Origin of the sequence: Blastopirellula sp. J2-11 (assembly GCF_024584705.1) — a bacterium.
In the GTDB taxonomy this organism is placed as follows: Bacteria; Planctomycetota; Planctomycetia; order Pirellulales; family Pirellulaceae; genus Blastopirellula.
Map to the genome: position 1 here is coordinate 1,385,692 of NZ_CP097384.1, position 24,481 is coordinate 1,410,172.

Genomic DNA, 24,481 nt, shown 5'->3' on the forward strand with positions numbered 1-24,481 from the left:
CGCTTATTTCTCCTGCTCCACCGGCATCGAAATCACCAAGCCTGCTTTGCGATCGTTCGTATTCGTGCGATGCGGCACATGGCACTTCAGGCAACGGGACGAAAGCCGAATCGCGCCTGCGAAATGATATTGGTTTTGCTCGACCGCTTCATGCTCTGGTTGGCCTTTCGCGAGTTGTTTGGCGGCGATTTTTTCAAAGGGACTGGTCGGCTCGTTATCGATATTCATCGCGTCCGTATTAACGGAGATCCAGCGAATCGTCACGTGATGGCTGCGGGCCAATTCGGCGAAGACATCTTCTAGCGATCGCGAGGGGATTGCGTGCGACTCGTCTTCGTCAAAGAAGTCGCGATGCACTACTTGTAACGCCCCATGAATCGTCTCATGCAAGAGCCGCGCCCGAGCACGAGCCTCTGGCAAGGGGATCGACGCTTTCGCTGCTTGGCTGGTGATTTCCGTGTTCGCTTCGTCGGCCAAGACGGCGCCTTGTTGCAGAGGAAATCTGCTCGCTCCCAGTAGAAATGCGATCCCCAGCAGGGGCCGAATGCAGGCCGCTTGGTATTTCATTGGTTCGCCTATTGCCTTAGGGGTTGCCTGTCGAGATTGATTCCAGCAAGTGGAAGGGAAAACGTCCGCCGATGCTACCGACGCTTCCTACAGAAGTTGCAATTGTCGCGAAGTTGGCGCTACGTCCGCCAAGGTCACGCTGTCGAGATAGGCGCGCTGAACTCGCTCCGCTTCGGCGAGCACTCCTTTTAATTTGCAAAAAGATTGAATCGCGCAGATATCTTCCGTGCCGATGCAATCCAAAAGATGCGTGCTTCCTTCAAACCGTTCGACCACTTCTCCTAGGTGAATCTCCTGCGGTTGGCGGGCTAATTCGATTCCTCCGCCGACGCCGCGAATACTGCGTACATATCCATATTTGGCTAAGGAGTGCACAACCTTGGCCACGTGATGCACCGAGATGCCAAACAATTGCGCCACGTCAGCAACGTTCGCTCGATCCGAACGCGTGGCGAGAAACATCAACGTTCGCAAGGCATAGTCGGTTTGCGTCGTGAGCTTCATCAGGCTCGATTCTTAAAAGAAGTATAAAAGGTACATCTTTTACATGAATACCTTGTCGCGACTGCACCGTCAAGCTAAAAAGGAGTTCGAGATAAGAACGGACTGAAGGGGCGCAGCGGTGCGTTTGTCCGTTTTTGAGTTTCTAGGAAAAGTGAATTCGCACGATCCGATGAGTAGCACCGATGTCGCACTGCTCGTTAGAAACTTCCGTTCCGGATTGGGTGATCGATCATCCAGAGACGCTCACGGTCTTTCAAGAGCTGGAAATCGACTACTGCTGCGGTGGCAAATCTTTAGAATTCGCTTGCCAAGAGCAGGGACTCAACGAACACGAAGTGTTGAGAAAGCTAAGCAAGTTGATCGGCGAGAATCGTTCGTAGAAGCGGCTCGATGCTGGTGGGATAGTCGAGCCAGATTGGTCAGGCAAGCGACCTGACAAGGTGGGCGGTTGGCTGGGAGCGGCTTAACCGAATCGACGAGCAAAGCGGAGCGAGCGCCAGTTGGCGTACCAGGTTCGTTTGGCTTCGTCGCAGGAAAAGCGTCGTTTGCGTGATCCGTCTGGCATCGTTCTGTCCTCCGCAATTAGGATTGTCTTCTCCTTTAGTTAAGCGGAAAACAAAGCCGAATATTACAAACAAATCTCAAAACTTCGGGTACCCTCACTTGCCTGCGGCAATTTCGAATGGATACATGGGAACGCGACGATGCGCGTATTGCAGGCGATCGAGATTGGCCGTCGTAACGCCCGGCGTATCGACGCGGAAGAAATAGGGGCAAACGCTTGCATAAGCGGCTAGCGGCGCATTCACTCCCTTGGCGACAAGGATCTGGAAGTCGGTGGGCGCCAAATTGCAGTGGGTCAGTTGCCGAAGCGACCAGGGAGCGGTCCGCTCGGAGGTGATTTGCACCGTCAGGCCACTTTGGGTGCGAACGATCGCCGTGGCGCCCATGTCGAATTCGGTCTTTCCACCATGTCGCGGCTCTGCTTCCGCAAAGCGTCCCGCGTGCAATGAGAGGATCTCACAGGTGACTTGCAGCGGTTCTCCATGCAAGCGATCTTGCCAGGCGCCGATCGAAAGCGGCAGCACCGCGCCCGCGCCGGACTTGGTTGCGACCGCAACGGCCGCCGGATCGCAGATCGCGACAAAGGCGCGATCGATTTGACGATCGATCAGCCTTTGAGCGATGCAGGTTCCGTCGGCCGGCGAACCGGCGCCAACATTGTCTCCCATATCGAGCAAACAAACGGGGCCTTCGCATGCGAGCGCTTGATCGATGGCCGAGTCGATACTGCAAAACGAACCGAGCGTGCTGGCGCGGTCGTTCCACATTCGCTCCGCAAGTTCGTGCGCAGTGCTAGTCGCTAGATCGGCGTTGTCATCCGCAATGCACAGCATCGCCGATCCCATCTCGGCGACATCGGCGTACGGAAATCCATAAAAGAGGCTGGCGCCCAAAATTCCTGGGCGACCGCGAGCCTCCGTCACCCACTCAGCATATTGCTGACAGGGGAATTCGGAGGAGCATTGTCGCTCGATATTGATCGCCAGCGGCGGATAGGCGGCCGCTTGTCGCGGGCAGATTTCACCTCGCAACGTGCGGGCTATCATCTCGGCCGCTTCGCGTCCTCGATCGGCCTGATCGACGTGCGGATTGGTCCGATATGAAAAGAGCGCATCGGTCGCGGCGACCATCTGCGGCGAAAGATTTGCATGCGGATCGAGCGTTCCCATGATCGGTTTGTCACGACCGAAGGCGTCGCGGACTGCCTGCATCCAGTAACCGTCGGCATCGGGATAGTTGGCGGCGACCGTCGCGCCATGAGGAGCGATCAAGAGTCCATCGAGTTGATCGTGCTGGGCTAACTGCTCCAACATGCGCTGGACTAGTTCGTCAAAGGCGTCGGCGGCGATCACGCCGCTGGGAAGCGCTCTCGCCGCAAAGATTCCGACCGGCTCGATCGCGGCTTCGCGCAGGCCGGCGATAAAGCCGGCGACTTCATGATGGGCCGTTTCGTAACGCGGAATGATCTCATCGCCGACCAGCAACATGTCGCGGCGAAAATTGTCGAGGGTGGTCGGCGCCGCGACAAACGTGTTCGACTCATGCAACAGTGAGATGACGCCAACGCGCATTTTCAACTCCTAAGCGAGACGCGGCGCGACCGCGACAACATCAACTTCGTACTTCAACAGCGTACCCAAGCAGCCCATCAACGTGGTGCGTGCCGGATAAGGTTGCTCAAAGTATTCCGCATAGATTTGGTTGAACTCGGGCAGGTCTGCCTGGGCGCCCACATAGTTGCGCGTTTGCACAATGTCGTTCATGGTCAGCCCGGCGGAGGCGAGAACTTTGCGAATGTTTTCCAGGCTGCGGCGCATCTCCCCAGCGAAGGTGTCCGAGACAATCTGACCGGTCTCGTCGACCGAGGCCTGACCCGAGACAAAGACGAATTGCCCCACTTGGACCGCTGGACTGAAGGGCAAGTGACTGATCGGCGTATCGGGGTTGTGGATCGCGTGAAATGGTTTCACGGAAACTCCTTGACTTCTGCGATGCGGAATAATAGATTCAGAATAATGGAACGGCGGGCGACTGTCAAAGCGTTCCTTACCCGTCCGTTTTCGCCGTTCGCGCTTACGATCGGCCCCCCCACCGGAGAACCTCATGGCGTCCACAGAAACGACATCTCGTTCTGCAGAACTTTATCAGCGTGCCTGCCGCTCGTTAGCGACCGGCGTTTCCAGTTCATTGCGGCGTTTTGTGACCGAAACGCCTTTATATATTGACCATGCCGACGGTGCTCACTTTTACGATGTCGACGGCAATTGCCGAGCCGACTATACCCTGGGTTGGGGACCGTTGATCGTCGGCTCGAACCATGCCGGCATCAATACGGCCGTCGCGCGGCAGTTGGCCAAAGGATACACCTACGGTTGTCAGCACGTCGCCGAAATTGAATTGGCCGAGCTGATCGTCGAATCGGTCCCCGGCGTCGAGCAGGTGATTTTCTCGAATACCGGAACCGAGGCGATTCAGTCGGCGATTCGGATCGCTCGCGCCCATACAGGCCGTGACAAGATCTTGAAATTTGAGGGTCACTACCACGGTTGGTTGAATAACGTTTTGGTTTCTTACCGGCCGAAGTCGGAAGATACGACGCTGGCGCAGCCCACCTGCGGCGGGCAGCCGGCTAGCGAATATGCCGATACGCTGGTTTTGCCGTGGAATGACATCGAGGCGCTAAAGGATCTGTTCGCGCGTCGCGGTGACGAAATTGCCTGCGTCTTGACCGAGCCAATTTTGGCGAACTCGGGCAGTTGCATGCCGCAGCCGGGTTATCTAGAAGCGTTGATCGAACTTTGCCGCGAGCATGGCGCCGTATCAATCTTCGACGAAGTGATCACCGGCTTTCGGATCGCCTTGGGAGGCGCGCGAGAATATTTCGGCGTTGAGCCTGATCTTTCGGTCTATGGCAAAGCATTGGCCGGCGGATTTACGATGTCGGCGGTTGGCGGACGAGCGGAGATGTTTGAAGTTCTCCGCGATCAACGGACGATCCATTCGGGCACCTACAACGGTACGACTTTCAATATCATCGCCGCGATCGAGACGATTCGCGAATTGCGCAAACCGGGCACATACGAACGAATGAACGCTCATGGCCAAGCAGTCGCGGAGACGCTGGTCACGGCGGCGGAAAAGGTTGGTTTAGACGCAGTCGTCAGCGGCGTCGGCTCGGTCTTTTCGGTACACTTTGGCGTGAAGCAAGCTCCCCGCGACTATCGTGAGACGACCCGCACCGACATGCAAACCTACACCCGTTTTCGGGCGGCGATGCTCGACAACGGCGTGCAACTGTTGCCTGACGCGCGCTGGTATATTGGGACGCAACATGATGAAGCCGTCTTGGAGCATGTGATCAACGCAATTGAATCATCGATGAAGGATACGGTGCGATGCAGCTAGTTCAGTTTGGCCCGTTGGGCAAAGAGAAGCCCGGCCTGTTAACCGCCAACGGCGCAAGAAAAGATTTAAGCTCCGTTTTCGAACGCTACGACCGCGAGTTCTTCCAGTCGGGCGGGCTTGGGCGTCTGGCCGAAATCAGCGGAGCGCTCGATAGTTACCCTGACGTCGCGGAAGATGTTCGCTGGGGAGCGCCGATTGCGCGGCCCGGTAAGGTGGTTTGCATCGGCCTGAACTACGCCGATCACGCGACCGAATCAGGGATGCCGATTCCGGAAGAGCCGATTATCTTTTTCAAAGCGGCCAATACCGTCGTCGGTCCGTACGACGAAGTGTTGATTCCGCGGAAGAGTGAAAAGACCGACTGGGAAGTCGAACTGGGAGTCGTGATCGGCAAAGAGGCGCGCTACCTCGAGAGCGTTGATCAGGCTGCGGCGCACATCGCCGGCTATTGCATCTCGCACGATGTTTCGGAGCGTCACTTCCAGTTGGAACGAGGCGGCCAATGGGTGAAGGGCAAGAGCTGCGATACGTTCAATCCGCTCGGCCCATTTCTGGCGACGTCGGACGAAGTCGCCAACGTCAACGATTTGGCGATGCAGTTGGACGTCAACGGCGAGCGAATGCAGACCGGCAATACGCGGACAATGATTTTTGATCCGTACTATTTGGTCTATTATTTGTCGCAGTTCATGACGCTGGAAGCAGGCGACTTGCTCTCGACCGGCACTCCGCCAGGCGTTGGACTGGGGATGAAACCTCCCCGCTTTCTGAAGTCAGGCGACGCAATCAAGCTGTCGATCGCCGGGTTGGGAGAGCAACGACAGGTCTGCAAGAACGCCTAGTAGCGATCGCATCGAAATTAGAACAGGGCTGCGAGTCAATCACCTCGCAGCCCCTTCTTTATGGGATCTGTTTCTGACCCGCGAACCAATCGCCGACGATCTCGTTGGCGCTGCGCGTTTCGCCTGGCGACCGTCCAATAAAGAGAAGATCTTTGCCGGCGATGATGCGGCTCGCCAAGCCAAGATACTTCTTTTGCCTGGCTGTTTCGTTGGGCGACTCAAGCGGCAGGATCGGCACGACGTCCCAAGCTCCGCCGCTTTGCGGCAGACTGTAATTTAACACCCACTGATACTCGCGAATGAATTCGTCCTGAGACGCCGCAAACGCTTGGGGGGGAAGCGGCGGGATCACCAAGTGAGGTTTCAAACCGCGAATTTGCTTCGCCCATTGCGCCGCTGCGGCGATCGTTTGCTCTTTGGCTGGCCAGACGACGAGGTCAAACTTCGCCTCTGGATAAAGTCGTTTCAACTCCTCCGGCACGATCGTGTCGTATGGCGGCGCGGCGATCAGCTTGATGGTTTCTTTTCGCGCAAGCCGATCCGAGGTGACTTGGAGCGTGCCGAGCGGAGCCGGCGTTTCGACGAAAGCAATCGGTCGGCCAGAAATCGTGGAACCGATCAACTCCGCAAATCGAAGATGCCCTGTCATATTGGGGTGAATCTCATCACTCATCAGCAACGACCAGCCGAGCGGATCTTCTGTGCGAATCCTTCGCCACTGGTCGAACAGATCGACAAGCGGTAGTTTGAAACCAGCGGCGATGGATCGCGCAGCGTCGACGTACTGCGCCAGTTTCGCTTCGGGGCGAGCTTCCGTTTCGGAAACGGCGTTCGGGGTACATACGATGACTTTGGCGCCTCCGTCCTGGCAGCGTCGAATGATCTCACGCATGTTTCGTTGGTAATCTTCCAGCGGAACGCGGGCGACGTCATTCATGCCGAAACTGACGATAACCAGTTGCGGCTGTTTCGCAATGACATCTCTGTCAATTCGTGCGAGCGCGTTAACGGTCGTGTGGCCGCTCCGACCAGCGTTGATCATTTGCAGATCGGCATTGGGATAGGCAATCTTCAAAGCAATCCCCAGCATGTCGCACCAGGCGCGTTTGCTTCCGCTGTGATAGTAGACGCCGGTGATGCTGTCGCCAAAACAGACGATCTTCGTCAATTCGCCATCGGCGAGTCTCTGTTGGACTTTGCTAAGTGGGTTGGCCGCACTCTCTTCGGCAAGCAACGGCGTCGCCGCAAACAATGAAAACGCCACAAGGCTAACAGCAACGCATCGACCGATGATTGGATTGGTGGCGGTCATCTTTTCTTTCTCTTGTCCGAATTCTCTTCGTAGCCAGCTGCGTAGGCGAGGGAAATGCGTTGGCAAGCAAATGACGAATGTCTAAGGAAGGAAGAAACGACTTGGTCCTTTGGTCTGCATTAGACATTTTGTCCGACCGCATTTCCCTCGCTTGCGCCCTTTGAAGTTGCGCTATTTCGAATCAATCGAACACTAGCCCGCCAGCGCCAGCGAGGGAATAGAGTTGGCGATCCTAACACGGATTGAAGTGGCGAGCCGTATTCCCTCGCTCGCGCAGCGGGCTAGTGTGACGATTTTCGGTGGATTCGGACCCTGTTTGATCGTGCTTCACCCGTGTTCAACACTTCCTGAATTGCCCAATAGCGCAGCCTCAAAACTTGCGCTGCGGGCTACGAAGAGGTAATAAAACTGTTGCAATTACATGCTTTTGCCTAGCATGCACAACGCCTGAGCGGCGCGGATGCGGACGTCAAGATCTTCGTCGTTGAGCAATTTGGTCAGCGCTGGTACGGCGGTCGCGAGCTTGGCGTGTCCGCAAAACTCGGCCGCATAGACGCGCACGAGCGGATCTTTGTGGTTGAGATCCGCTTGCAGCGTTGCGCTTCCGGCTTCGTCGCCAAAGGTCGCCAATGCGGCATGAAAGTAGACCTTGTGCCGCGGATCGGTGATCGACTTGGCCCGTTCCCGCACGGCGGCGATATCGCTGTCGTCGCCGCTGACCGCCATCGTCCAGACGGCCAGGCGAGCCATGTTGTCATCGTCGCCGCTCAAGTAGTGGTGAATCGATCGTCGGGCTTCGGCGTCTCCGTGTCGCGCGAGGGCAGCCGCCGCCAAAAGTTGTTTGATCGGCGACTTTTCATCGTTCATATGTTGCTTGAGCAGCACGCCATCGCCGATTTGTTCGATTTTGAAGAGAGACTCGCAGGCATGACCATGTCCATAAGGATCTTCGCTGGCTAATACTTCCCACAAGACGCTGATCGCAGATGCGTCGCCGGCGCGAAAAAGTTCGCGGGCAACCCCACAGCGATGTTGTGCGTCTTCCACGGTCGGCAGCTTCGGCTGAAGGGCCGTGCGGACTTCATCGCCGGCTCCCGTCAAAGTGAGCGCTTCGGCCGCGTGCATCGAGGGCCAGAACTGATCGGTCGTGAGTCCATCTCGTAAAGTTTTCATGCATTGATTCCGAGTAGCGGTTGTGATCGTCGTAGACTCGCCTGCGAAGGCGGTCGTTACGGAGAGGACAAATAGCGTCGAAGTTACAATTTGACGAGTGGTTCGCATCGGAGACGACCCTGTGTGAAGGTGAGTTTAATGGCGCGATGAATCGTACAGTAGCTGCTTGAATTGAGCGAGCGAAATCGTAGGACAGTCGCTGGCTTCCAACATCGTGTCAATCGAATCGAGATCTTTGAAGCCAGTCCCTGTCACCAAACAAATAACGGTCGCTGTTGACGAAATATGGCCAGCGGCGATCGCCTGTTTCAGTCCGGTCAACGGTACGGCTCCAGCGGGTTCTGAAAAGATTCCTTCCTGTTGCGCCAAATCCTTTTGCGATTCATAAATGTCAGCGTCCGCTACCAACCAGCCGGTTCCGCCGCTCGTACGACAAGCGGTGATGACGGCGTCTCCATCAATCACCGACGCGACCTGCAGACCGCTGATCTTCGTGGTGCAAGCGGTTGCTTGAGCTTGATCCAATCCGTCGCGCAGCGGACCGGCGATGGTGTTGTTGCCGATCGGCTGTACGCAGTGAACTTGTGGGGTAGCGTCGATCTGCTGGTTCTCGACGGCTGTCCAAAAGCCGCGAGCGACGGCCAGCGTTAGTCCGCCGCCGCCGGCACAGGAAAAAACGTGATCGGCCTGTTGGCGATTTGCAGAAAGTTGCGCGGCGATTTCACGGCCGATCGCTTCGACTCCGCTCATCCCAATCGGGCTGTAGTGATAGGCGCTGATCTGCAATTGTGCGTCAGGCTGATTTCCGAGTTGCTGCAAAAATTCAAAGGTTGCCTGCGTCACCTGAGCGTCATGGCCGAAGCCTGCGATCTTTTTGATATCGGCGCCATAGGCCATCATTTGCCGCAGTTTGCCGCCGGGAGCACCGTCGACAATCGCAATTGTACACGGCATGCCAGCCGCCGCCGCATAAGCGGCAAGCGCCGATCCGGTATTTCCGCTGGAGGTCGCAATCACACGGCGCTTCCCTTGTCGCCGCATATCGGCAATCGCCGCCGCGGCGAAGCGATCTTTATACGAGCCGGTGGGATTGACCGTCTCGAGCTTGAAATAGAGATTCTCCAGTCCCAACGCAGGACCGATCCGCTGCGAGCGAACGAGCGGCGTATTTCCTTCACCAAGCGAGATGGGATCCATCGTAGGGAGTCTCTTGTCGGTCAATTAGGAGGGAGGGAAATCTTGTGGAAACTGCCGCTGTTTGAGTGAATAGGGAGTCGCTTGATGACGCCAGCCGCCGTCGATCCCGATACATGCGCCGGACATATAGCTGGCGTCGTCGCTCGCCAACATCGCGATCGAACGGGCGATCTCTCCGGCTTGCGCAAACCGGCGGAGCGGAATCATCTCTTCGGCATAGCGGCGTATCGCGTGACTGACGTCTTCTCCATCACTGGAGACATAGTCGGCGCTCATTTCGGTGTCGATAGCGCCGAGATTAAGACTGAGCACACGCACGCCGACTGGGCCGTAGAGAGCGGCTAATTCATAGGTCAGTGAGTCGAGTCCTCCCTTTGCGGCTACATAGGCGGGGCAAATGCCGGGAGCCAGTTGCGATTGAATACTGGAGATATTCAAAATTACGCCGCGCCGTTCGGGCTCCATCGCGGCCGCGCACCATTTGGCGAGAAACGCTGGCGCCGTCAGGCAGATTCGTAACGTCTTGTCCCACTCGTCCGGTTCCATCGTGCGCATCGTGCCGATCTTCCGCCAGGCGGCGTTGTTCACCAGCACATCGATCCGACCAAATTGGTGCAGAGTTCGATCGATCGCAGAACGAGCGAAAACGAGATCGCTGAGGTCGCCTGAGCAGACGATCGACTGAGCGCCGAGCTTTTCGATCTCATCGGCCAACGATTGCAAACGCGCCTGATTGCGAGCGATCAGAACGCAGTCATAGCCGCGTCGCGCGAACTCCTGCGCCGTTTCGGCGCCGATGCCTTGCGATGCGCCGGTGACCACCACCAGGGGACGACTATTCATCAAACGCGCCTCTCTCTGCGGGATCTTCGAGAATCACGGCCAGACAGTCGCCCACATCGACGGCCGGCAAGACGCGGCGCGTGATCAGGCGACCGCGCTGCGTGGCGCAGATCGGCGTGGGATGGAGCGTTTGCGGATCGTAGATGCGTCCTAGTTCGTCGCCGGGGACGATCATCGTGTCGAGCGCCGCTGATGCTTCATAGTAGCCGGCGACCGGGGCAGGGTAGTTGATCTGTAAGTGTCCGCTGGCGTCGCGATCATCTTCGATCACATAACGATCGACGTCGATTGTTGCGGGCAGATCGGCAATCATTTTGAATGCGGCCATTACCTGCAGGCAACCTTGGACATAAGCGGCGACGCCATCGGGATTGCAGCCTCCGCCGCCGCCCCATTCGGCATAGATCGCTGGAACGTTGGCGTCGCGCGCCGCCGAAAGTGAACGACCTTCCAATCGGGCGGAAGTTCCCCAGATGATCGGCAACCCGAAGGCGGCGGCCATCTGACGCTGCGTCTCCAACGTGGCGGCGTCGGAGACCAGCATGTAGCCGACCAGTGGAGAGATTTCCATCGCCAGCCCCCCGGTATGCAGATCGATCAGGAAGTCGGCTTCTTCGATCAACTCGTTGGCCGCAAACGCGATTTGTTCGGTTGGTTTACCATGACGGAAACCGGGAAACGTCCGCGCGAGATCCAGTCGATCCGAGCCGGTGCGACTGCGGCTGACAAACGCTGGATGATTAGCGATCGGTACAAGCGTGACGGTCCCGCGGAGTTGGCGAGAATCGATCGTCTCGGCCAGGCGACGAACCGCGGCGATCGGCTCGTATTCATCCCCATGAACGCCAGCCAGAATCAACAGATGCGGGCCATGAATGGCGCCGGCAATTTCAATGCGTTGCAGATTCATCCAATTGAAGAATCAATAGAGGGAGAGGGGGAATGATTGGCCGAATCGTGGTCGACCGCTTGATTGGATTTGGAAGAAACCATCGTATGAATCGTCAGCCCTTGAAGGTCGCCTTGGGGTTGGGGAAGGATCCAACTGACGACATAGCCGACCAGTGCGCAGGTCAGCGTGCCAGCCGCGCCTGACAGATAGACATGCAGCGTCGAGTCGAATTGAACCATCGCCGTCGCCGCAGCGCCGGCCGCTAGTCCGACCAGGGCGCCGATCCAGTTGGCGCGCGTGGTGAAGACCGCCAGCAAAAAGATGCCGGAGAGGCCGCCGCCGAGCATGCCGAGCATTAAATTAAAATAGTCGAACAACGACGTGATATTCAGGACGGCCATGACCAGCGCCATCGAAGTGCCGAGGATTCCGATCAAGAGCGTCAACAAACGAGCGACGCGAATCTCTGCGCTCGGTTTGGCAGGCCCAGCCAAACGAAGCCAGAAATCGTTGACGATCGCTGATGCGATCGAGTTCATGCTGGAGTCAAGCGAACTCATCGCGGCGGCGAAGATTGCAGCGATCACCAGACCGGCGACGCCGGCAGGAAGTTGCTGCATGACAAACCAGGGAACGACCTGGTCGGCTTTGCCGGGGGATGCGATTTCCGGATGTAGTTGATAGAAGCCCCACAGCGAAGTACCGAGCAGCAGAAACAAAAAGCCGGTCGGAATTGTCATCAGTCCGTTGAGCCATATGCTACGTGCGGCCGATTTCTCGTCAGGCGTAGTCAAGTATCGCTGCACGACCGTTTGATCGGTCGTGTAGGCGATCAGATTGATAAAGAAAAAGCCGACCAGCAAGACCCAGGTTGAAGGTTCGCTGGGAGTCGCTGACCAGGTGAAGATCGTCAGTTTGTCGGCTGAACTGGCCAACTCATACAACTGCATCGGACCGCCGATCTCGAAGATCGACACGGCCAAGCAAAGGAGCGCACCGCCGATCAAAACGATGACTTGAACGACATCGGTCCAGATCACCGCTTCCATTCCGCCGAGTACCGTATAGATGGTCGCCAGCGTTCCCATCAGGATCACCGCGACCAGCACATTACTTCCGGTCGCGGCTGCGATCGCAACAGCAGGCAGCAAGAGAACGATCCCCATTCGGCCTACTTGGAAGGCAATAAAGATCAAGCTGGCGATCAGTCGCACCGATAGATGAAACCGACGTTCAAGATATTGATAGGCGGTCTGCACTTGAAGCCGACGAAACAGCGGCAGATAGAAGTAAACGATCAGCGGCGCCATCAGTAGCGTAGTCCAGCCGCCGACGATCTTTGTCCAGTTGCCATCAGGAGCGAGCGCCAGCGCTGGAACCGCCATGAACGTGATCGCGGAGAGTTGCGTGCCGTAGATCGAAAGGCCCGCCGCCCACCAGGGAATGCGTCCGCCGGCCAGAAAAAAGTCTTCACCACTCGATTCGCTGCGAGAAAAATAGCCGCCGATCCCGACCATCGCGGCCAGGTAAGCGATCAACACCGCCCAGTTCACCCAGCCGAAGCTAGGAGCGGCGATCGACGATGCGACTGTAGGCTCTTGAGCGCAAGCGACGCCGGTCGCTCCGGCGAGAACGAGCGGCGTAAGACCGACAACGACGTAGGTGGATAATCTCAAAATGGACCTGCTGTTTAGCTCGGTTGCGCGACGGCGAGTTTTAGTTCGTTATCAATCAAGCGACGAATTGTCGCGTCGTTCAGCAACTGGTCTTGTTCTTCGCTCGAAAGCTGATCGTACGGCGCCGGCGCCATCAAGCCCGGCACGCCCAGCGCGTTTAAGATGCTGCTCACCGCACCAAACAGCTTGCTCGCGCGACCGATCTCCAAAAAACGGCAAAGGTCGGCTTGCAACTGCGCCGCTTCTTCCCATTGGCCTTGATCGGCGGCGTCGGCCAGGGCGCGGCTTTGATTCGGAAAGATCGCAAACAATCCATCCAAATTGTCGGGAACTCCCAAACGAATCAGGTCGGCGACCCGTTCCGGTTGTGCAGGGACAACACGCGTTCGCTCTCCGAAACGCTCCCACAATTCGGTTGTCCATTGCCAGTCCCGCGTGCACTTCAGGCCATGAACATTAGGATGAGCGACGACTTGCTCAATCAGCTCCATCGAGAGGGCCGTGCCGGTTAGTCCCGGCAAATCGTACAGAAACAGCGGCTTGTTGGCCGCGTCCGCCAGCTGAAGGTAATAACGGAGCAACTCTTGTTCGGTGAACTTCATCAGATAGGGAGTCAAGATTACGAGCCCGTCGACCGGCTGACGCTCGGCGATTCGGATTCGCGCCAACGTGCGGTGATAGCTGGCGTCTCCCACGCCGACCCACATTTCGGTTCGAGCGCTGGCGATGCTAACGCTTTCCTCGATCAGTTTTTCGTAGGTCGCGTCGGTCTGCAATTGCATTAAGCCCATTGTGCCGGCGACCAACAGTCCGTCGATGCCGGCGGCGATTTGCGCTTCGATATGCGCAGTTAGCCCTTCGGCATGCAGATCCCCGTTGGAATGGATGGGTGTGCAGATGGCCGAAATGAGACGCGTATGCATGGTGATGGTTGCTTTGGCAGTTCAGTTTTGCGGGAGTAATTTCAGGAAGGCGTATCAGGCAAGCTCTAATTGGGCGAAACGGCCAAGCGGAGTAACGCATACTCGCGTTGGGTGTAACTGTTGTGTGCCCGGGGATAAGTAAGGATAAACTCGCCGGTTTCGCGGTCTTCCATCAGGTGAACATGCGATAGATCGAGTCGCCCTTGGCGTTCATCTGCTTTGGACTTTTGATCGACGAGGACCACGCTTTCGCGAATCAATTGCAAGGATTGCGGATTGACCTCGCCGATCGCCAGCGGAAAGCGGGGGAGGTTGCCATCGGGGTTCTCCGGCGTGATGTTACCGACCCAGAAAATGCGGCCGCTGCTATGACGCATTAGCACCGACATGCTGCTGGGTGAAAAGAAGCCTGTACCGTCCGTATATTTCCAGCGCTGCGGCTGGCTCCACGTTTCTCCTTCGTCCTCAGAAATCGCGAACCATTTGGTCGCCGCGACTTTGGGATCGTGCATGTTACTGCCGCGCATCACCATCAAGATTCGCCCGTCGGGCGCTTCGGCGATGGTCGGTTCGATCAGGCCGCGAACGGTCTGGGAGATATCTCCCGCCACACGCGGCGCCATCCGCCAGGCAAGCCGATCGTCGACGGTCCAGTCGCCGATCAGGATGGCCGCTTCGGTATAGGTATGCGCCTTGGGAGGTTTGTAAAGTTCGCCGCCCTTGTCTAGAGCGGTCATCTGAGCCGGAACCAATACGCGACCCGAACGGGTAACGATCGGCGCACAACCGTTGTCACCCAGATAGATCGCATTCTTGCCGATCCAGAGGTCGGGGAAGGGATGTTGCGCGTCAAAGTCGCCGACGCCGACGATCGGATTGTCACATAGCCAGCTTTTTTCGCCGTCGGTCGAGAGACGGTAACGCAGGTAGTAGGTCTTTTGGGCGATTGGAGGCTCGTTGATCGTTGGATCGAGCTCTGGCGTATCGAGTGAGTTGACGATCGAAATAACGCAATTGCGTTTCACATCGAGCGTCGCCGTCGTTGGATTGCGGCGAAAGCCAGGCGTCAATCCGCGGGTCAAAGCATGATGCGAGCGAATCGGCGACCAGGTTGCTCCGTTGTCATCCGATTGCCAACTTGAACTGACCAAGCGGTTTGTCGTCGCGTCAGCATAGATCGCCCGATAAAAGGGAGACGCCGTCGCGGTGACTTCACGGCTAACGATCGAAACGCAGGGTGCTTGCGTATCCGCGGCCGTCACGCGTTCAGTCCCCACGAAGAGGATGCTGAAAGCGGCGACGGCATAGATCTGTTTTTTAAAGGTATTCATTTTGGCGAGTCGAAGTTGGCTAGTTGAGTTCAAAATCCAGTTTCTGCGGCGAATCGCCCATGCTGACGGTGAGCGGATCGAGTTTCGAGTTCGCGTTGTATTGGGCCGGCAGAATTTGGCGACGTTGTTCGACAACTTGGCCGGGCTCGCTCAACGGCATATCCTCGCCTTCAAAACCTTCGATTTCGATTTTGTAGGCGCCTGGCGACAATGCGAATTGCCCCTCTAGTTCATAGCTGCCGTCAATAATTTGAGCGACGCGTACCGGCGCGTTGACGCCGGGGGAGGGAACAAAGCGAACGAAGCCGTCGCCGATGGGTTGCCCCTGGTACGAGACCGATCCGCGAACCGGAATCTGATTGGGATCGCCGGATCCGCAGCCGACGGCAATCAATAGCACGGCGGCGGTAAGGAGAAGAGTTTTCATGGGAGTACAGGCTCCAGCAAGGGAGTTCAATGACAATGGAGTGAATAGAGAGAAGCGAAGTCGCCGGTTAGTACTCCGCGACCACTTCGTTTCCTTTGATCGTCGTCAAATCGAGCAGCGTGGAGAGTTGAATGGTTTCGGGGATATAGCGAACCGAGCCATCGGCAAACGTCGCCAAGCAGCCGCCGGGATGATAGCTCGACGGGCCATTGAACGCATCCGAACCAGAGAACGCCCAGCCGCTGAGATTGGGGAAGTTCGCATTGATGCCGCCAGACGTTCCCATTCCACCGCTATAAAGGCCCCAGGCCCACACGCGATGGCTGCCTGGCTTGTTGCCGACGCTCTCGGCGATCGCCAATGTGTTGGAGGTCCCGTCAATGATATCGCGAAAACCATTTTTCGAATTCAAGAAGAAGAGGCCGTCTTTGCCGTAGCCGATAGCGCTTACTTGATCCCGAGCTACCGTTCCGTCGCGTCCGCTATGCGCTACTGGAACATAGTGCGTCGCCCAAGCGTCGTCGTCACCTGCGATACTACCGGTGTAGCTGCAGCCTTCGTCTTGTGGATTGCTGGGACAAAGATAGGCTTCCACGCGAGGCTGATATTTTCCCCAATTGACCGTATCGCCGGCGCCGGCATTAAAGTCGATCGTGTTGTAGAGCGCCGTTCGTTCGATAAACGGCAAGATTGCGGTCAGACCAGTCTGAGTGCGATAGGTTTGCGGATTGGAGCTTACGGTCGATCCTTCAGGAGCGGCGCTGCGTCCGTAAGGAAACACGAGATGCGTGTCGTGATAGTTGTGCAGCGCCAGGCCAAGCTGCTTCAGATTGTTCGAACAGGACATGCGCCGCGCCGCTTCGCGAGCTTGCTGCACTGCAGGCAATAATAATGCGATTAAGACGCCGATGATAGCGATGACGACCAACAACTCGACCAGCGTAAAGCCGTCCGAACGACGTTGATAAGGGGATCTGACATCCAGCATGAGATCTATCTCCCGAGCGTGAAACATTGGAAAAGAAATAATTGGAAAAGGGGCAGATTGCATGTAAGGGGCGGATTTCGTCGGGCGCTATTTGGGACCGCTCGACGCCGGATTTGCCATGTGGTGTTCCAGCAATTGAATCGCTGGGTCGGTTTTGCCGTCCATGATGAGACTGCAAAGTTCGCGATGCTCTCCCAGCGTCTGCTGACGCTTACTGCGGACCACATCGATCGTGTCGACCGGCGAAAGGTTGAAGATCAACTGCGCTGAATGCGAATACATCTGAATCAGTCGCGAATTTCCTGAGAGCGCGACCAGCGCCTGGTGGAACATGAAGTCGGCCTCGCAAAAGCCAAGTTCGATGTCGACTTCGTGCAATCGCTGCATCGTTTCGCACAGGTCGGTCAGCGGCTGAAACGCTCCTTTTTTGAGCTGTCGCGCGGTGACCAGTTTGATCGCCCCCGACTCGAGAACGCAGCGTGCTTGCATGATCTCTTCCAGCTCGAAATCGCCGAGAATCGGAGCGAAAAAGCCTCCTTTTTCTCCCTGTGTTAACAGGCCGTCATGTTCGAGCAGAACCAACGCTTCACGCAAACCGCCGCGGTGTACTTCCAGTCGCTCTGACCATTCCACTTCGGGCAACCGTGAGCCGGGGGAAATTTGCCCACAGATCAACATCCGCCGCAAAACGTCGTAGCATTTCTGCCGTGCTGAGACGCGACCGTTGTTGCCGTTGGTTGCTGTAGCCATAAGGTTTACCTGATCTGTGTGGCCGCAACGGGGTGCGGCGGTCTCTTGTTGTGCTGTCGACAAATCGGGGCGTTTAACGCCGTCGTCACTGTCACTTTTGGGTAGGGGCTTTGTCTTCGTAAAGCCACTTGACCGGAACGCTGACAACCTTGGTGCCGATCAAGAGCGGATGCTTCAATTGTTCGGTCAGCCAGTACGAAAGGAGTACGCGGTCGTCGACGCAGTGAATCGCCGTGTAGCAGAACCAGCCGTTGGGATCGGTCTCGATTGGTTTGGCGTGAGTCCAGGTAGCCCCTTCATCCGCAGAGATCGCGACATTGAGCGGCGTACGGCGTTTGACGTTGTCGTTCCAGACCAACAGCAAGTCGCCGGTCGAGGGGATGCGTTTGATCGAAGCGGGCGAAACGGGACTGTCGAAGTTCCAGGGCTGGGGAGCCGAGAACGTTTCGCCACCATCGCTGGAATAACAAATCGCTTGTCGCCCCAGGTTAGAGCGAATCCACATCAAGATGCGACCATCTTTGAGCTCGATGACGCCGGGTTCTTGCGTCACAAATCGACTGCCGTCGTCGCGGGCGCCGATGACCGTTTGTTTGCCGCGGCGCCAAGTTTTGCCGCTATCGTCCGAGAGAAAACAGACGATATCGGCGGCGCCTTGCCATTTTCCGTCACGCACATGCATCGCAGCCGGAGCGATCAGGCGGCCTGACTTGGTTTGAATCACGCGATCATTGTTGACGACGAAGTAATTCTCTTCGCCCGGCATGCAGTCGATCGGTTCGCTCCAGGTTTCCGCTTCATCACTGCTGGTCCGCATCCGCATCTTGCAATCTTTGATGGAGTTTTTCACTAGGTAGAACAACGCGATACGGCCATCGGCCAAGCGAAGCAGCGACGCTGACATGTCGTTTTCTTTCCCTTCGCGAGGGAAGATCGCCGCGTCATTTTTTGTCCAGGTTTGACCGCCATCGGCCGAAGTGCAGGCCGCCAGATATCCCTGGGCGTCGTCTCCACCGCTGACGCCGGAAAATCGTGAGTAGATGTAAAGGATATTTCCATCTTTCAGGGTGACAAATCCGCCTTCAGTGTTCCGCGGGTTGTTAGGGCCAGAGGGAAGCGTGAGAACGGTTTCGGGAGTTTCGGCCTGCGAAACAGAGCAGAGGAGGGCGAAAGCGAGGAGAAAAATCGGCAGGATACGCGAGGTCATCGGGATCTCCGTGGATATCAGGCGGACATTTTGGAAGGGACTGTAGCAGTTCTTCGCCTGTTCTTTATGTAGTCAGAATAACGCTAATTTTGTCGACATCAATAGTTGGGGCAAAAAAAAGCCACGCCTCCTTTTCGGGGGCGTGGCTCCGTTAGAACGCTGTATTTTCCGTCCAATAGGACTATTTTTGGGGCAAATTCTCCAGAAACAGCCGCACAAAGTTGCCCTGGAAGATCGCATCGAGATCGGTGTTGCTGTATCCGCGGTTGGACAAAATTGTCGACAGAGATTGTAGGTCGGCGATCGAGTTCAAGTCGTGCGGCGTTTGCTCGGTTCCAAACCCGCCGTCGAGGTCACTGCCGATGCCGACATGCCGAACATTGCCAGCAAGTTGGCAGATGTGATCGACATGATCGGCCGCCGCCGCCAGCGAAACGCAACTGGGCGAGCTTTCACCGCGGATCCAACCAGGCGTCAGCATCCAGGCGTCAAACGCCATCCCGATCACCGCGTCGCGTTCGATCAACGCGCGAATTTGATCATCCGAAAACTGACGATCGCCGGGGACCAGTTCGCGGCACATATTGTGACTTGCCAAGACTGGGCCAGGGAACAGTTCAAGCACTTCAAAAAACGCAGGCTCAGCGCAGTGCGTGAGGTCAACAATCATGCCGAGACGCGCGAACTCTTGGAGCAGTTCTCGACCGGCTGGCGTTACCGGACCTTGGATGCCGGTACCTGGCGCATAGGGACCTTGCGCGTAGTGGGAGAGTGAAACGCAGCGCAGTCCATGGTTCCACCAGAATTCGGCCTGCTGCGGCGAATGAATCGGATCAGCGCCTTCCATCGCCAGGATAACTCCGAGCGGCTCCGCCGGATCTTCTTTTCCGGCATGGAGATGTTGTTGCAAGTCGCTGGCTGTGCGAAGCAACTTGATCGCTCCCAGTTCGTCCAGCATTTGGTAATAGGCCAGTTGGCCCATGCCGACCGCGTGGGTGATCGCCTGATTTTGAAAGTCCAAATCAATTCGCGAAAAGCCGGCGGTCGGATTGACCTCCGGTTTTGAGCGTACCAGCACCGTACCCAGACAGACCTGGATGCCGGCCTTTTTCATTTCGGGAAGCGTTACGGTTCCGCGTCCGCGCGCTACGTGGTCAGTCATGTGCGCTTCGTGGCCGCGCATGTCATCCAATGACTGCGTTAGGTCACGATTCCAGTGGAGCGCGTTCCAGGCAAGATCAAGATGAGCGTCGAAGATCGGTCTCACGCGAGGTCCTTCACGATAGTGTGTGGCAAGGCGGATAGTTGGCGAGTTACATGGACATTTTCAACCAATTTGGCGCGCCATGCATCGGCCTCTTCCGCGGTGTACGAATAAAATCCACGTCCATTGGCGGCGCCGCGAGCGCCTTCGTCAATCATCGCTTGAAAGCAAGCTGGTGTTTCGGTCGCTTGACTCAGCTCCGGAAAAAGCCGCCTCATCGCTTGGGCGTAGGCGGGCAAGCCGCTGAGATCCATCCAGCGAAATGGGCCAGCGACGTTGGCCCACACCGAGATCGCGTTGACAAATGCACGATCGATCGTGTCGACGTCGGCGACTTCATTTTCCAGCAACCAGAACGCTTCGCGATACATTGCGTAGGCGAGCCGATTGACGATGAAGCCGGGAACATCACGCTGGACGATGGTCGGATCTTTCCCCAATTGTCGGCCGAGGCTTGCTGCGGACTCGGAAGTCGCGTCATCGGTATGTTCGCCCCGAATGATCTCCAGAAAGCGAGTCAAATGGGAAGGCTCGGCCCAGTGCATGCCGACGACACGCTGTGGAAACTGACAATGCGCCTGCAATAGAGATATCGGCAGCGCCGACGTATTGCTGGCGATCGGCGTGCTTTTGGGAAGCAAGCGTTCGAGCGCCGCTATGGTTTCTTGTTTGATGACGGGATCTTCGGGAATGCTTTCGATTACAAAATCGCAGCTGCCCAGGCGAGACAGCTCCGCGGTCGGTTGAAAATGAGACGGCCAGCCTTCCGGAATCGCTTCGGCGTCAGAAGGATGACGTGCAAGTTCTTCCAGCGCCGCTGCAACATGGGCTTTAGCGGCGGCGAAACTAGCGGGATCGATGTCAAACGCGACCACCTGAAAGTTGTTGGCCAAAAGCGAGGCGCAGATGCCGCGCCCCATGAGGCCAAGGCCGACGACGCCGACCGTGCGAATGTTCATGAGCATGATTCTCTAGGAAAGATTCAACAGCGGCAGACTCTCTCGGTAGATCATCTGTTCAATTTTCTGCTCATCCAGTCGCGGCAGTCCGGTTCCTTGGACGAGCGAGTTCAAATTGCGTATGCCGGCAATCGAATCGTTGACCGTGGTGAAGGGGTAGTCAGTGCCGAACAGCACTTTGTCCCAAACGCCATATTCTTGCACCAGCATCAGCGATTGATAAAGCTGAAAGGGGCGATAGTGGAGTGCTGAAACGTCCGCGTAAACGTGCTGGTGCTTGCGAATCACCGCGACGCATTCCCCTTCGTACGGATGTCCGAGATGCGCCAGGATCATCCGCTGCTCGGGATAGCGGGCCGCGACGCGATCCAGATAACGTGGCAAAGTGCAATCCAGCGGCGCTTGGGCGATGAAAGTGGTGCCGGTATGCAGCAGCACCGACAGGCCATGCTGCGACGTGTAACGCCAGAGCGGATCAAGCGACTCGCTATCGGGACGGAAACCAGCGTACATCGACAGGAGCTTCACTCCCCGCAGGCCAAGCGTCTGATGGCCATGTTGCAGTTCGTCGTACCAGTTGGGCTGCGTGGGATCGACTGAGAGAAATCCGATCAGTTGGTCGGGGTGCTGATCGACATAGTCTGCGACCGATTGATCGTCGACCCACATGCCGCTCAGTTTCGCTTTGCCGCCAAAGACGATTGTGCGAACGTCGTCTGGCGCCGTCGCGCGATATTCTTCGAACCGAACGGTCAGATCTACTTCGACGCCGCTTCGCGCTCGGGAGGCCTGGCGGCGAAAATCATCGGTGAAATGCTGAGGATAGGACCAGACGTGACTATGGACGTCGATGATCATGATTTCTCCAGTACGTCGCTAAGCAAGTCGAACAAGCGATCGATTTCGGTGATCGTTTCTGCGTCCAAGCGATAAGCGGTTGGTCCGCGAACGATCGTGTTTTGGAAAATCCCTTGGCGAACGAGGAGATGCTTTTCAATCGCCAAGAATGCGTCCAGGCTATGCTGCGCGGCGACAATGGCCGAGATCGGCAGCGATAGCTCGTAGATGCGACGTTCGTCGGAAGCTTCGAGCGCACGATAGAGCGCGACGATTCCGCGAATTAGATCGGCGCCAGGCATCGTGCCAACGATTCCCCGGCGATAGCTGTCAACCAAGGCGATGCCCCCGGTTCCTTCAAAGATCGCCGCTTTGCCACCGGTAGCGTCGCGCAAGGCCGAGAGTCGCGGACCTATCGGCGTCGCTTCCGGCTTGAAGAAGATCCGTTCTGCTCCAAAGCGATGCAGCAAGTCGGCCTGTAGTGCGATCGACATCGGCTTGCCGACATAACCGCTGGCGTCTTGTACGATGACCGGTAGCGAGATCGCACGGACGATTCCTTCGTAGTAAGCGAGCAGTTCGCCTTCTAGCGCGCCGATCGAAACAGGCGGAATCGCCATCACCGCTGTGGCGCCGACGCTTTCGGCGTGCTTGGCGTTCTCGATCGCAATCTTCGTCGATTCACCGCCGACGCTAATGACGACCGAGCCGCGATCGGCGACCATTTCACAAGTGCAGGCCGCGAGTAGACGATTTTCGGCAGTCGTCAAACGCAGGACTTCAGAGACCATCGCCATCACGACCCCATCGGCGCCGCACTTTAGCAGCCACTCGATCTCGTGCTGTAGCGTTGAGTAGTCAATTTCGCCTGACTCCAGGTAAGGCGTTTGAAAGACCGGCAAGACGCCTTGTAGCGGGCCTGCGTATCGATTCATGAAAGCATTCCTCGAGTATCAATGTCGGTCATCGCGATCGTCTTTTCCGGCGTTTGCAGAAAGACTTGATTTTGCAAATTGACGCAGGGGCAAATGTGATTGGGAATGACGGTGAGGCGCTCGCCGATCTTCGGCAGCGTTTCGCAGTCTGCGAAGTCGATCTCGCCATGCTCTTCGCTAAGGCGAACGATTTTGGCGCGAGGGTATTCCAGAACGTGCCCATGTCCCGAGTCAGGCTGCGTCACATTGCGATCACTGGTCAGCGTTTTCGTGCCGGCATCGATCACGCATTTGCCAGGAACGGCGGTACTGACCACCGTGCAAACGATCGCGACGGCGCACTCTGCCAGTTCGCAATAGCCGGCGCATACGGTGTTCATGTCGTTGAAGATATTGGTGCCGGGGCGAATTTCGGTTTGCGAGGGAAGCAGATGTGATTGATAAGTGGTCGGCGTTGATCCTCCAGAGACGATGCCGGCCGCCAGTCCGTGGCTTTTCCACAGAGCGATGACCTCAGTAAGGATCGCATCGATTTCTCGCAATGATTCGGACTGTTCATCCGCCGGTCGCCAAATGTGACCGGGATAGAAGAAGATACCGTCGAGCCGCAGCGCCTTTCCGGCCTGGACGACTAGTTGGGCAAGTTGCAACGCTTCGGCAGGCGTCGAGACGCCGGTGCGATTCATGCCAACATTGACATCGATCAAAATTCCGATTGTCGATTCCGCCTTTTGAGCCGCTGCGGCCAATGCCGAGACGCCATACGGTGAATCAACCGCGACGCGGACGGTATGCGTTTGAGCGAGTTGGGCGACGCGACGGCGGCGATCGGGATCAATCGCAGGGTAAGCGATCAAAATATCGCTCGACTCTTGCGCCATCACCTCGGCTTCACCCACTTTGGCGACGGTTAGGCCTCTGCTCCCTTGTTTCAATTGCATGCGTGCGAAGAGTCGCGATTTGTGCGTTTTCGTATGAGGGCGAACTTGCAGGCCATGCTGAGCCGCGTAGTCGTGCAGTTTTTGCAAATTTCTTTCGACGGTTGGCAGGTCGATCACCATTGCAGGAGTAGAGATCAATTCCGCTTTCGCCGTTTCAAAGGGGTTTACCACGCGGTCCAGCCTCCATCGACAAGCAAGTTTTGACCCGTGACATAGCTGGCGGCGTCGCTTGCCAGAAAGACGAGCGGGCCGATCAGTTCTTCAGGACGCCCCATGCGTCCCATCGGTGAGTGCGTGCAAAGATTTTTAACCATTGCGGTCGGCGCTTTTTCAGAAGGAAAGGGGCCGGGTGATAGGCAATTGACGCGAACGCCCTCTTTCGCCCAATAGATCGCCAGGTGGCGCGTCATTTGAATCACGCCTCCTTTTAAAGCGTGATAGGCGACAGGGCTGGCCGCCGCAATGCCTGCGTAGGCGTCAGGATACGATCCGACGACGCCGTACATCGAGCCGAGAAAGATCACGCTCCCTTCCCCAGAGCGAGCGGCGACATGGTCATGCAGCAGGCGAGCGAGTAGGAAATAGCCGGTCGCGTTTTGCAGTTGCCGCGTAAATTGTTCGGGAGTTGCAGTGGTCCAATCGGCGGCGGTCGCCTCGTGACCGTTGGCGACCAGTACGTCAATTTGACCGGCCTGCACTAGTGCGTTTTGAAAGCCGCTTTCCAGTGAATCGACCTCTTGGTGGTCAATCTCGACAGCGTAATGTTTTGCATCGCCAACGATCGGCAGGCGGGCGGCAATTGTCGCAGCTTGATCGATGCGCCGGCTGCTGACTACAACGTTCGCGCCAGCTTCGGCCAGCCCGACGGCCATTGCGGAGCCGAGATAACCGGTGGCTCCGGTCAGCAAGACGGTCCGGTTTTGCAGAGAGAAAAGATTGGACAT

At 57.0% G+C, this 24,481-nt stretch carries 25 protein-coding genes; 3 read left to right on the forward strand and 22 right to left on the reverse strand.

What is annotated here, in order from left to right:
* Window positions 1–3 precede the first annotated feature (3 nt).
* Both M4951_RS05715 and M4951_RS05720 read right to left on the reverse strand, forming a co-directional pair.
* Window positions 4–567 (reverse strand): DUF3365 domain-containing protein, encoded by a 564-nt coding sequence (locus tag M4951_RS05715; protein WP_262025519.1) that lies wholly within the window; start codon window positions 565–567, stop codon window positions 4–6.
* A gap of 87 nt (window positions 568–654) precedes the next feature.
* Entirely contained in the window at window positions 655–1,071 is a 417-nt protein-coding gene (locus M4951_RS05720; RefSeq protein WP_262025520.1) for an RrF2 family transcriptional regulator, read from the reverse strand.
* Between the two features lie 182 nt (window positions 1,072–1,253).
* Here M4951_RS05720 and M4951_RS05725 point away from each other — a divergent pair, with 182 nt between their 5' ends.
* A complete protein-coding gene (locus tag M4951_RS05725) occupies window positions 1,254–1,451 on the forward strand; it encodes a DUF542 domain-containing protein (RefSeq protein WP_262025521.1) in 198 nt (65 codons plus the stop codon).
* A gap of 279 nt (window positions 1,452–1,730) precedes the next feature.
* Here M4951_RS05725 and M4951_RS05730 read toward each other — a convergent pair whose 3' ends face one another.
* Complete coding sequence (locus M4951_RS05730; protein ID WP_262025522.1) at window positions 1,731–3,206, reverse strand: M81 family metallopeptidase; 1,476 nt, start codon at window positions 3,204–3,206, stop codon at window positions 1,731–1,733.
* A gap of 9 nt (window positions 3,207–3,215) precedes the next feature.
* On the reverse strand, window positions 3,216–3,605 hold the full coding sequence (locus tag M4951_RS05735; RefSeq protein ID WP_262025523.1) for a RidA family protein: 390 nt from the start codon (window positions 3,603–3,605) through the stop codon (window positions 3,216–3,218).
* A gap of 133 nt (window positions 3,606–3,738) precedes the next feature.
* On the opposite strand from M4951_RS05735, the gene M4951_RS05740 reads away from it, so the two are divergent.
* Together M4951_RS05740 and M4951_RS05745 are read left to right on the forward strand one after the other, a co-directional pair.
* Entirely contained in the window at window positions 3,739–5,040 is a 1,302-nt protein-coding gene (locus M4951_RS05740; protein ID WP_262025524.1) for an aspartate aminotransferase family protein, read from the forward strand.
* The gene (locus tag M4951_RS05745; protein ID WP_262025525.1) at window positions 5,031–5,882 is read left to right on the forward strand and encodes a fumarylacetoacetate hydrolase family protein; all 852 of its coding nucleotides are present in this window, start codon (window positions 5,031–5,033) and stop codon (window positions 5,880–5,882) included. Before M4951_RS05740 ends, M4951_RS05745 begins: the two co-directional genes overlap by 10 nt.
* Before the next feature lie 58 nt (window positions 5,883–5,940).
* Here the strand turns inward: M4951_RS05745 and M4951_RS05750 are convergent, their stop codons facing one another.
* The 18 genes from M4951_RS05750 to M4951_RS05835 form a co-directional block, all read right to left on the reverse strand.
* Window positions 5,941–7,194 carry an SGNH/GDSL hydrolase family protein gene (locus tag M4951_RS05750; protein ID WP_262025526.1) on the reverse strand — a complete coding sequence of 418 codons (1,254 nt, stop codon included), beginning with the start codon at window positions 7,192–7,194 and terminating at the stop codon, window positions 5,941–5,943.
* A 417-nt stretch (window positions 7,195–7,611) separates the two neighbouring features.
* Window positions 7,612–8,367 (reverse strand): HEAT repeat domain-containing protein, encoded by a 756-nt coding sequence (locus M4951_RS05755; protein WP_262025527.1) that lies wholly within the window; start codon window positions 8,365–8,367, stop codon window positions 7,612–7,614.
* Window positions 8,368–8,502: 135 nt separating this feature from the next.
* Window positions 8,503–9,564 (reverse strand): pyridoxal-phosphate dependent enzyme, encoded by a 1,062-nt coding sequence (locus M4951_RS05760; protein ID WP_262025528.1) that lies wholly within the window; start codon window positions 9,562–9,564, stop codon window positions 8,503–8,505.
* Between the two features lie 24 nt (window positions 9,565–9,588).
* Window positions 9,589–10,407: an SDR family NAD(P)-dependent oxidoreductase gene (locus M4951_RS05765; protein WP_262025529.1), complete on the reverse strand. Its 819-nt coding sequence runs from the start codon at window positions 10,405–10,407 to the stop codon at window positions 9,589–9,591.
* Window positions 10,400–11,317, reverse strand: coding sequence for a succinylglutamate desuccinylase/aspartoacylase family protein (locus M4951_RS05770; RefSeq protein ID WP_262025530.1), 918 nt, complete (start codon window positions 11,315–11,317; stop codon window positions 10,400–10,402). The genes M4951_RS05765 and M4951_RS05770 overlap by 8 nt, the downstream gene beginning before the upstream one ends.
* Window positions 11,314–12,975, reverse strand: a complete 1,662-nt coding sequence (locus M4951_RS05775; protein WP_262025531.1) for a sodium:solute symporter — start codon at window positions 12,973–12,975, stop codon at window positions 11,314–11,316. The genes M4951_RS05770 and M4951_RS05775 overlap by 4 nt, the downstream gene beginning before the upstream one ends.
* Window positions 12,976–12,989: 14 nt before the next feature.
* Window positions 12,990–13,898, reverse strand: a complete 909-nt coding sequence (locus M4951_RS05780) for a dihydrodipicolinate synthase family protein (protein WP_262025532.1) — start codon at window positions 13,896–13,898, stop codon at window positions 12,990–12,992.
* 65 nt (window positions 13,899–13,963) lie between these two features.
* A complete protein-coding gene (locus tag M4951_RS05785; protein WP_262025533.1) occupies window positions 13,964–15,229 on the reverse strand; it encodes a sialidase family protein in 1,266 nt (421 codons plus the stop codon).
* Between the two features lie 19 nt (window positions 15,230–15,248).
* Window positions 15,249–15,656, reverse strand: coding sequence for a hypothetical protein (locus M4951_RS05790; protein WP_262025534.1), 408 nt, complete (start codon window positions 15,654–15,656; stop codon window positions 15,249–15,251).
* 67 nt (window positions 15,657–15,723) lie between these two features.
* Window positions 15,724–16,644 carry a DUF1559 domain-containing protein gene (locus M4951_RS05795; protein ID WP_262025535.1) on the reverse strand — a complete coding sequence of 307 codons (921 nt, stop codon included), beginning with the start codon at window positions 16,642–16,644 and terminating at the stop codon, window positions 15,724–15,726.
* A gap of 87 nt (window positions 16,645–16,731) precedes the next feature.
* A complete protein-coding gene (locus M4951_RS05800) occupies window positions 16,732–17,394 on the reverse strand; it encodes a GntR family transcriptional regulator (RefSeq protein WP_262025536.1) in 663 nt (220 codons plus the stop codon).
* A gap of 91 nt (window positions 17,395–17,485) precedes the next feature.
* On the reverse strand, window positions 17,486–18,601 hold the full coding sequence (locus M4951_RS05805; RefSeq protein WP_262025537.1) for a sialidase family protein: 1,116 nt from the start codon (window positions 18,599–18,601) through the stop codon (window positions 17,486–17,488).
* Window positions 18,602–18,782: 181 nt separating this feature from the next.
* Window positions 18,783–19,868: a dipeptidase gene (locus M4951_RS05810; RefSeq protein ID WP_262025538.1), complete on the reverse strand. Its 1,086-nt coding sequence runs from the start codon at window positions 19,866–19,868 to the stop codon at window positions 18,783–18,785.
* Window positions 19,865–20,824, reverse strand: coding sequence for a 3-hydroxyacyl-CoA dehydrogenase family protein (locus M4951_RS05815; protein ID WP_262025539.1), 960 nt, complete (start codon window positions 20,822–20,824; stop codon window positions 19,865–19,867). Before M4951_RS05815 ends, M4951_RS05810 begins: the two co-directional genes overlap by 4 nt.
* 12 nt (window positions 20,825–20,836) lie before the next feature.
* The gene (locus M4951_RS05820) at window positions 20,837–21,682 is read right to left on the reverse strand and encodes an amidohydrolase family protein (RefSeq protein ID WP_262025540.1); all 846 of its coding nucleotides are present in this window, start codon (window positions 21,680–21,682) and stop codon (window positions 20,837–20,839) included.
* Window positions 21,679–22,596, reverse strand: a complete 918-nt coding sequence (locus tag M4951_RS05825; protein WP_262025541.1) for a dihydrodipicolinate synthase family protein — start codon at window positions 22,594–22,596, stop codon at window positions 21,679–21,681. The genes M4951_RS05820 and M4951_RS05825 overlap by 4 nt, the downstream gene beginning before the upstream one ends.
* The gene (locus tag M4951_RS05830) at window positions 22,593–23,708 is read right to left on the reverse strand and encodes a D-TA family PLP-dependent enzyme (RefSeq protein WP_262025542.1); all 1,116 of its coding nucleotides are present in this window, start codon (window positions 23,706–23,708) and stop codon (window positions 22,593–22,595) included. The genes M4951_RS05825 and M4951_RS05830 overlap by 4 nt, the downstream gene beginning before the upstream one ends.
* Window positions 23,702–24,481, reverse strand: coding sequence for an SDR family oxidoreductase (locus tag M4951_RS05835; protein ID WP_262025543.1), 780 nt, complete (start codon window positions 24,479–24,481; stop codon window positions 23,702–23,704). Before M4951_RS05835 ends, M4951_RS05830 begins: the two co-directional genes overlap by 7 nt.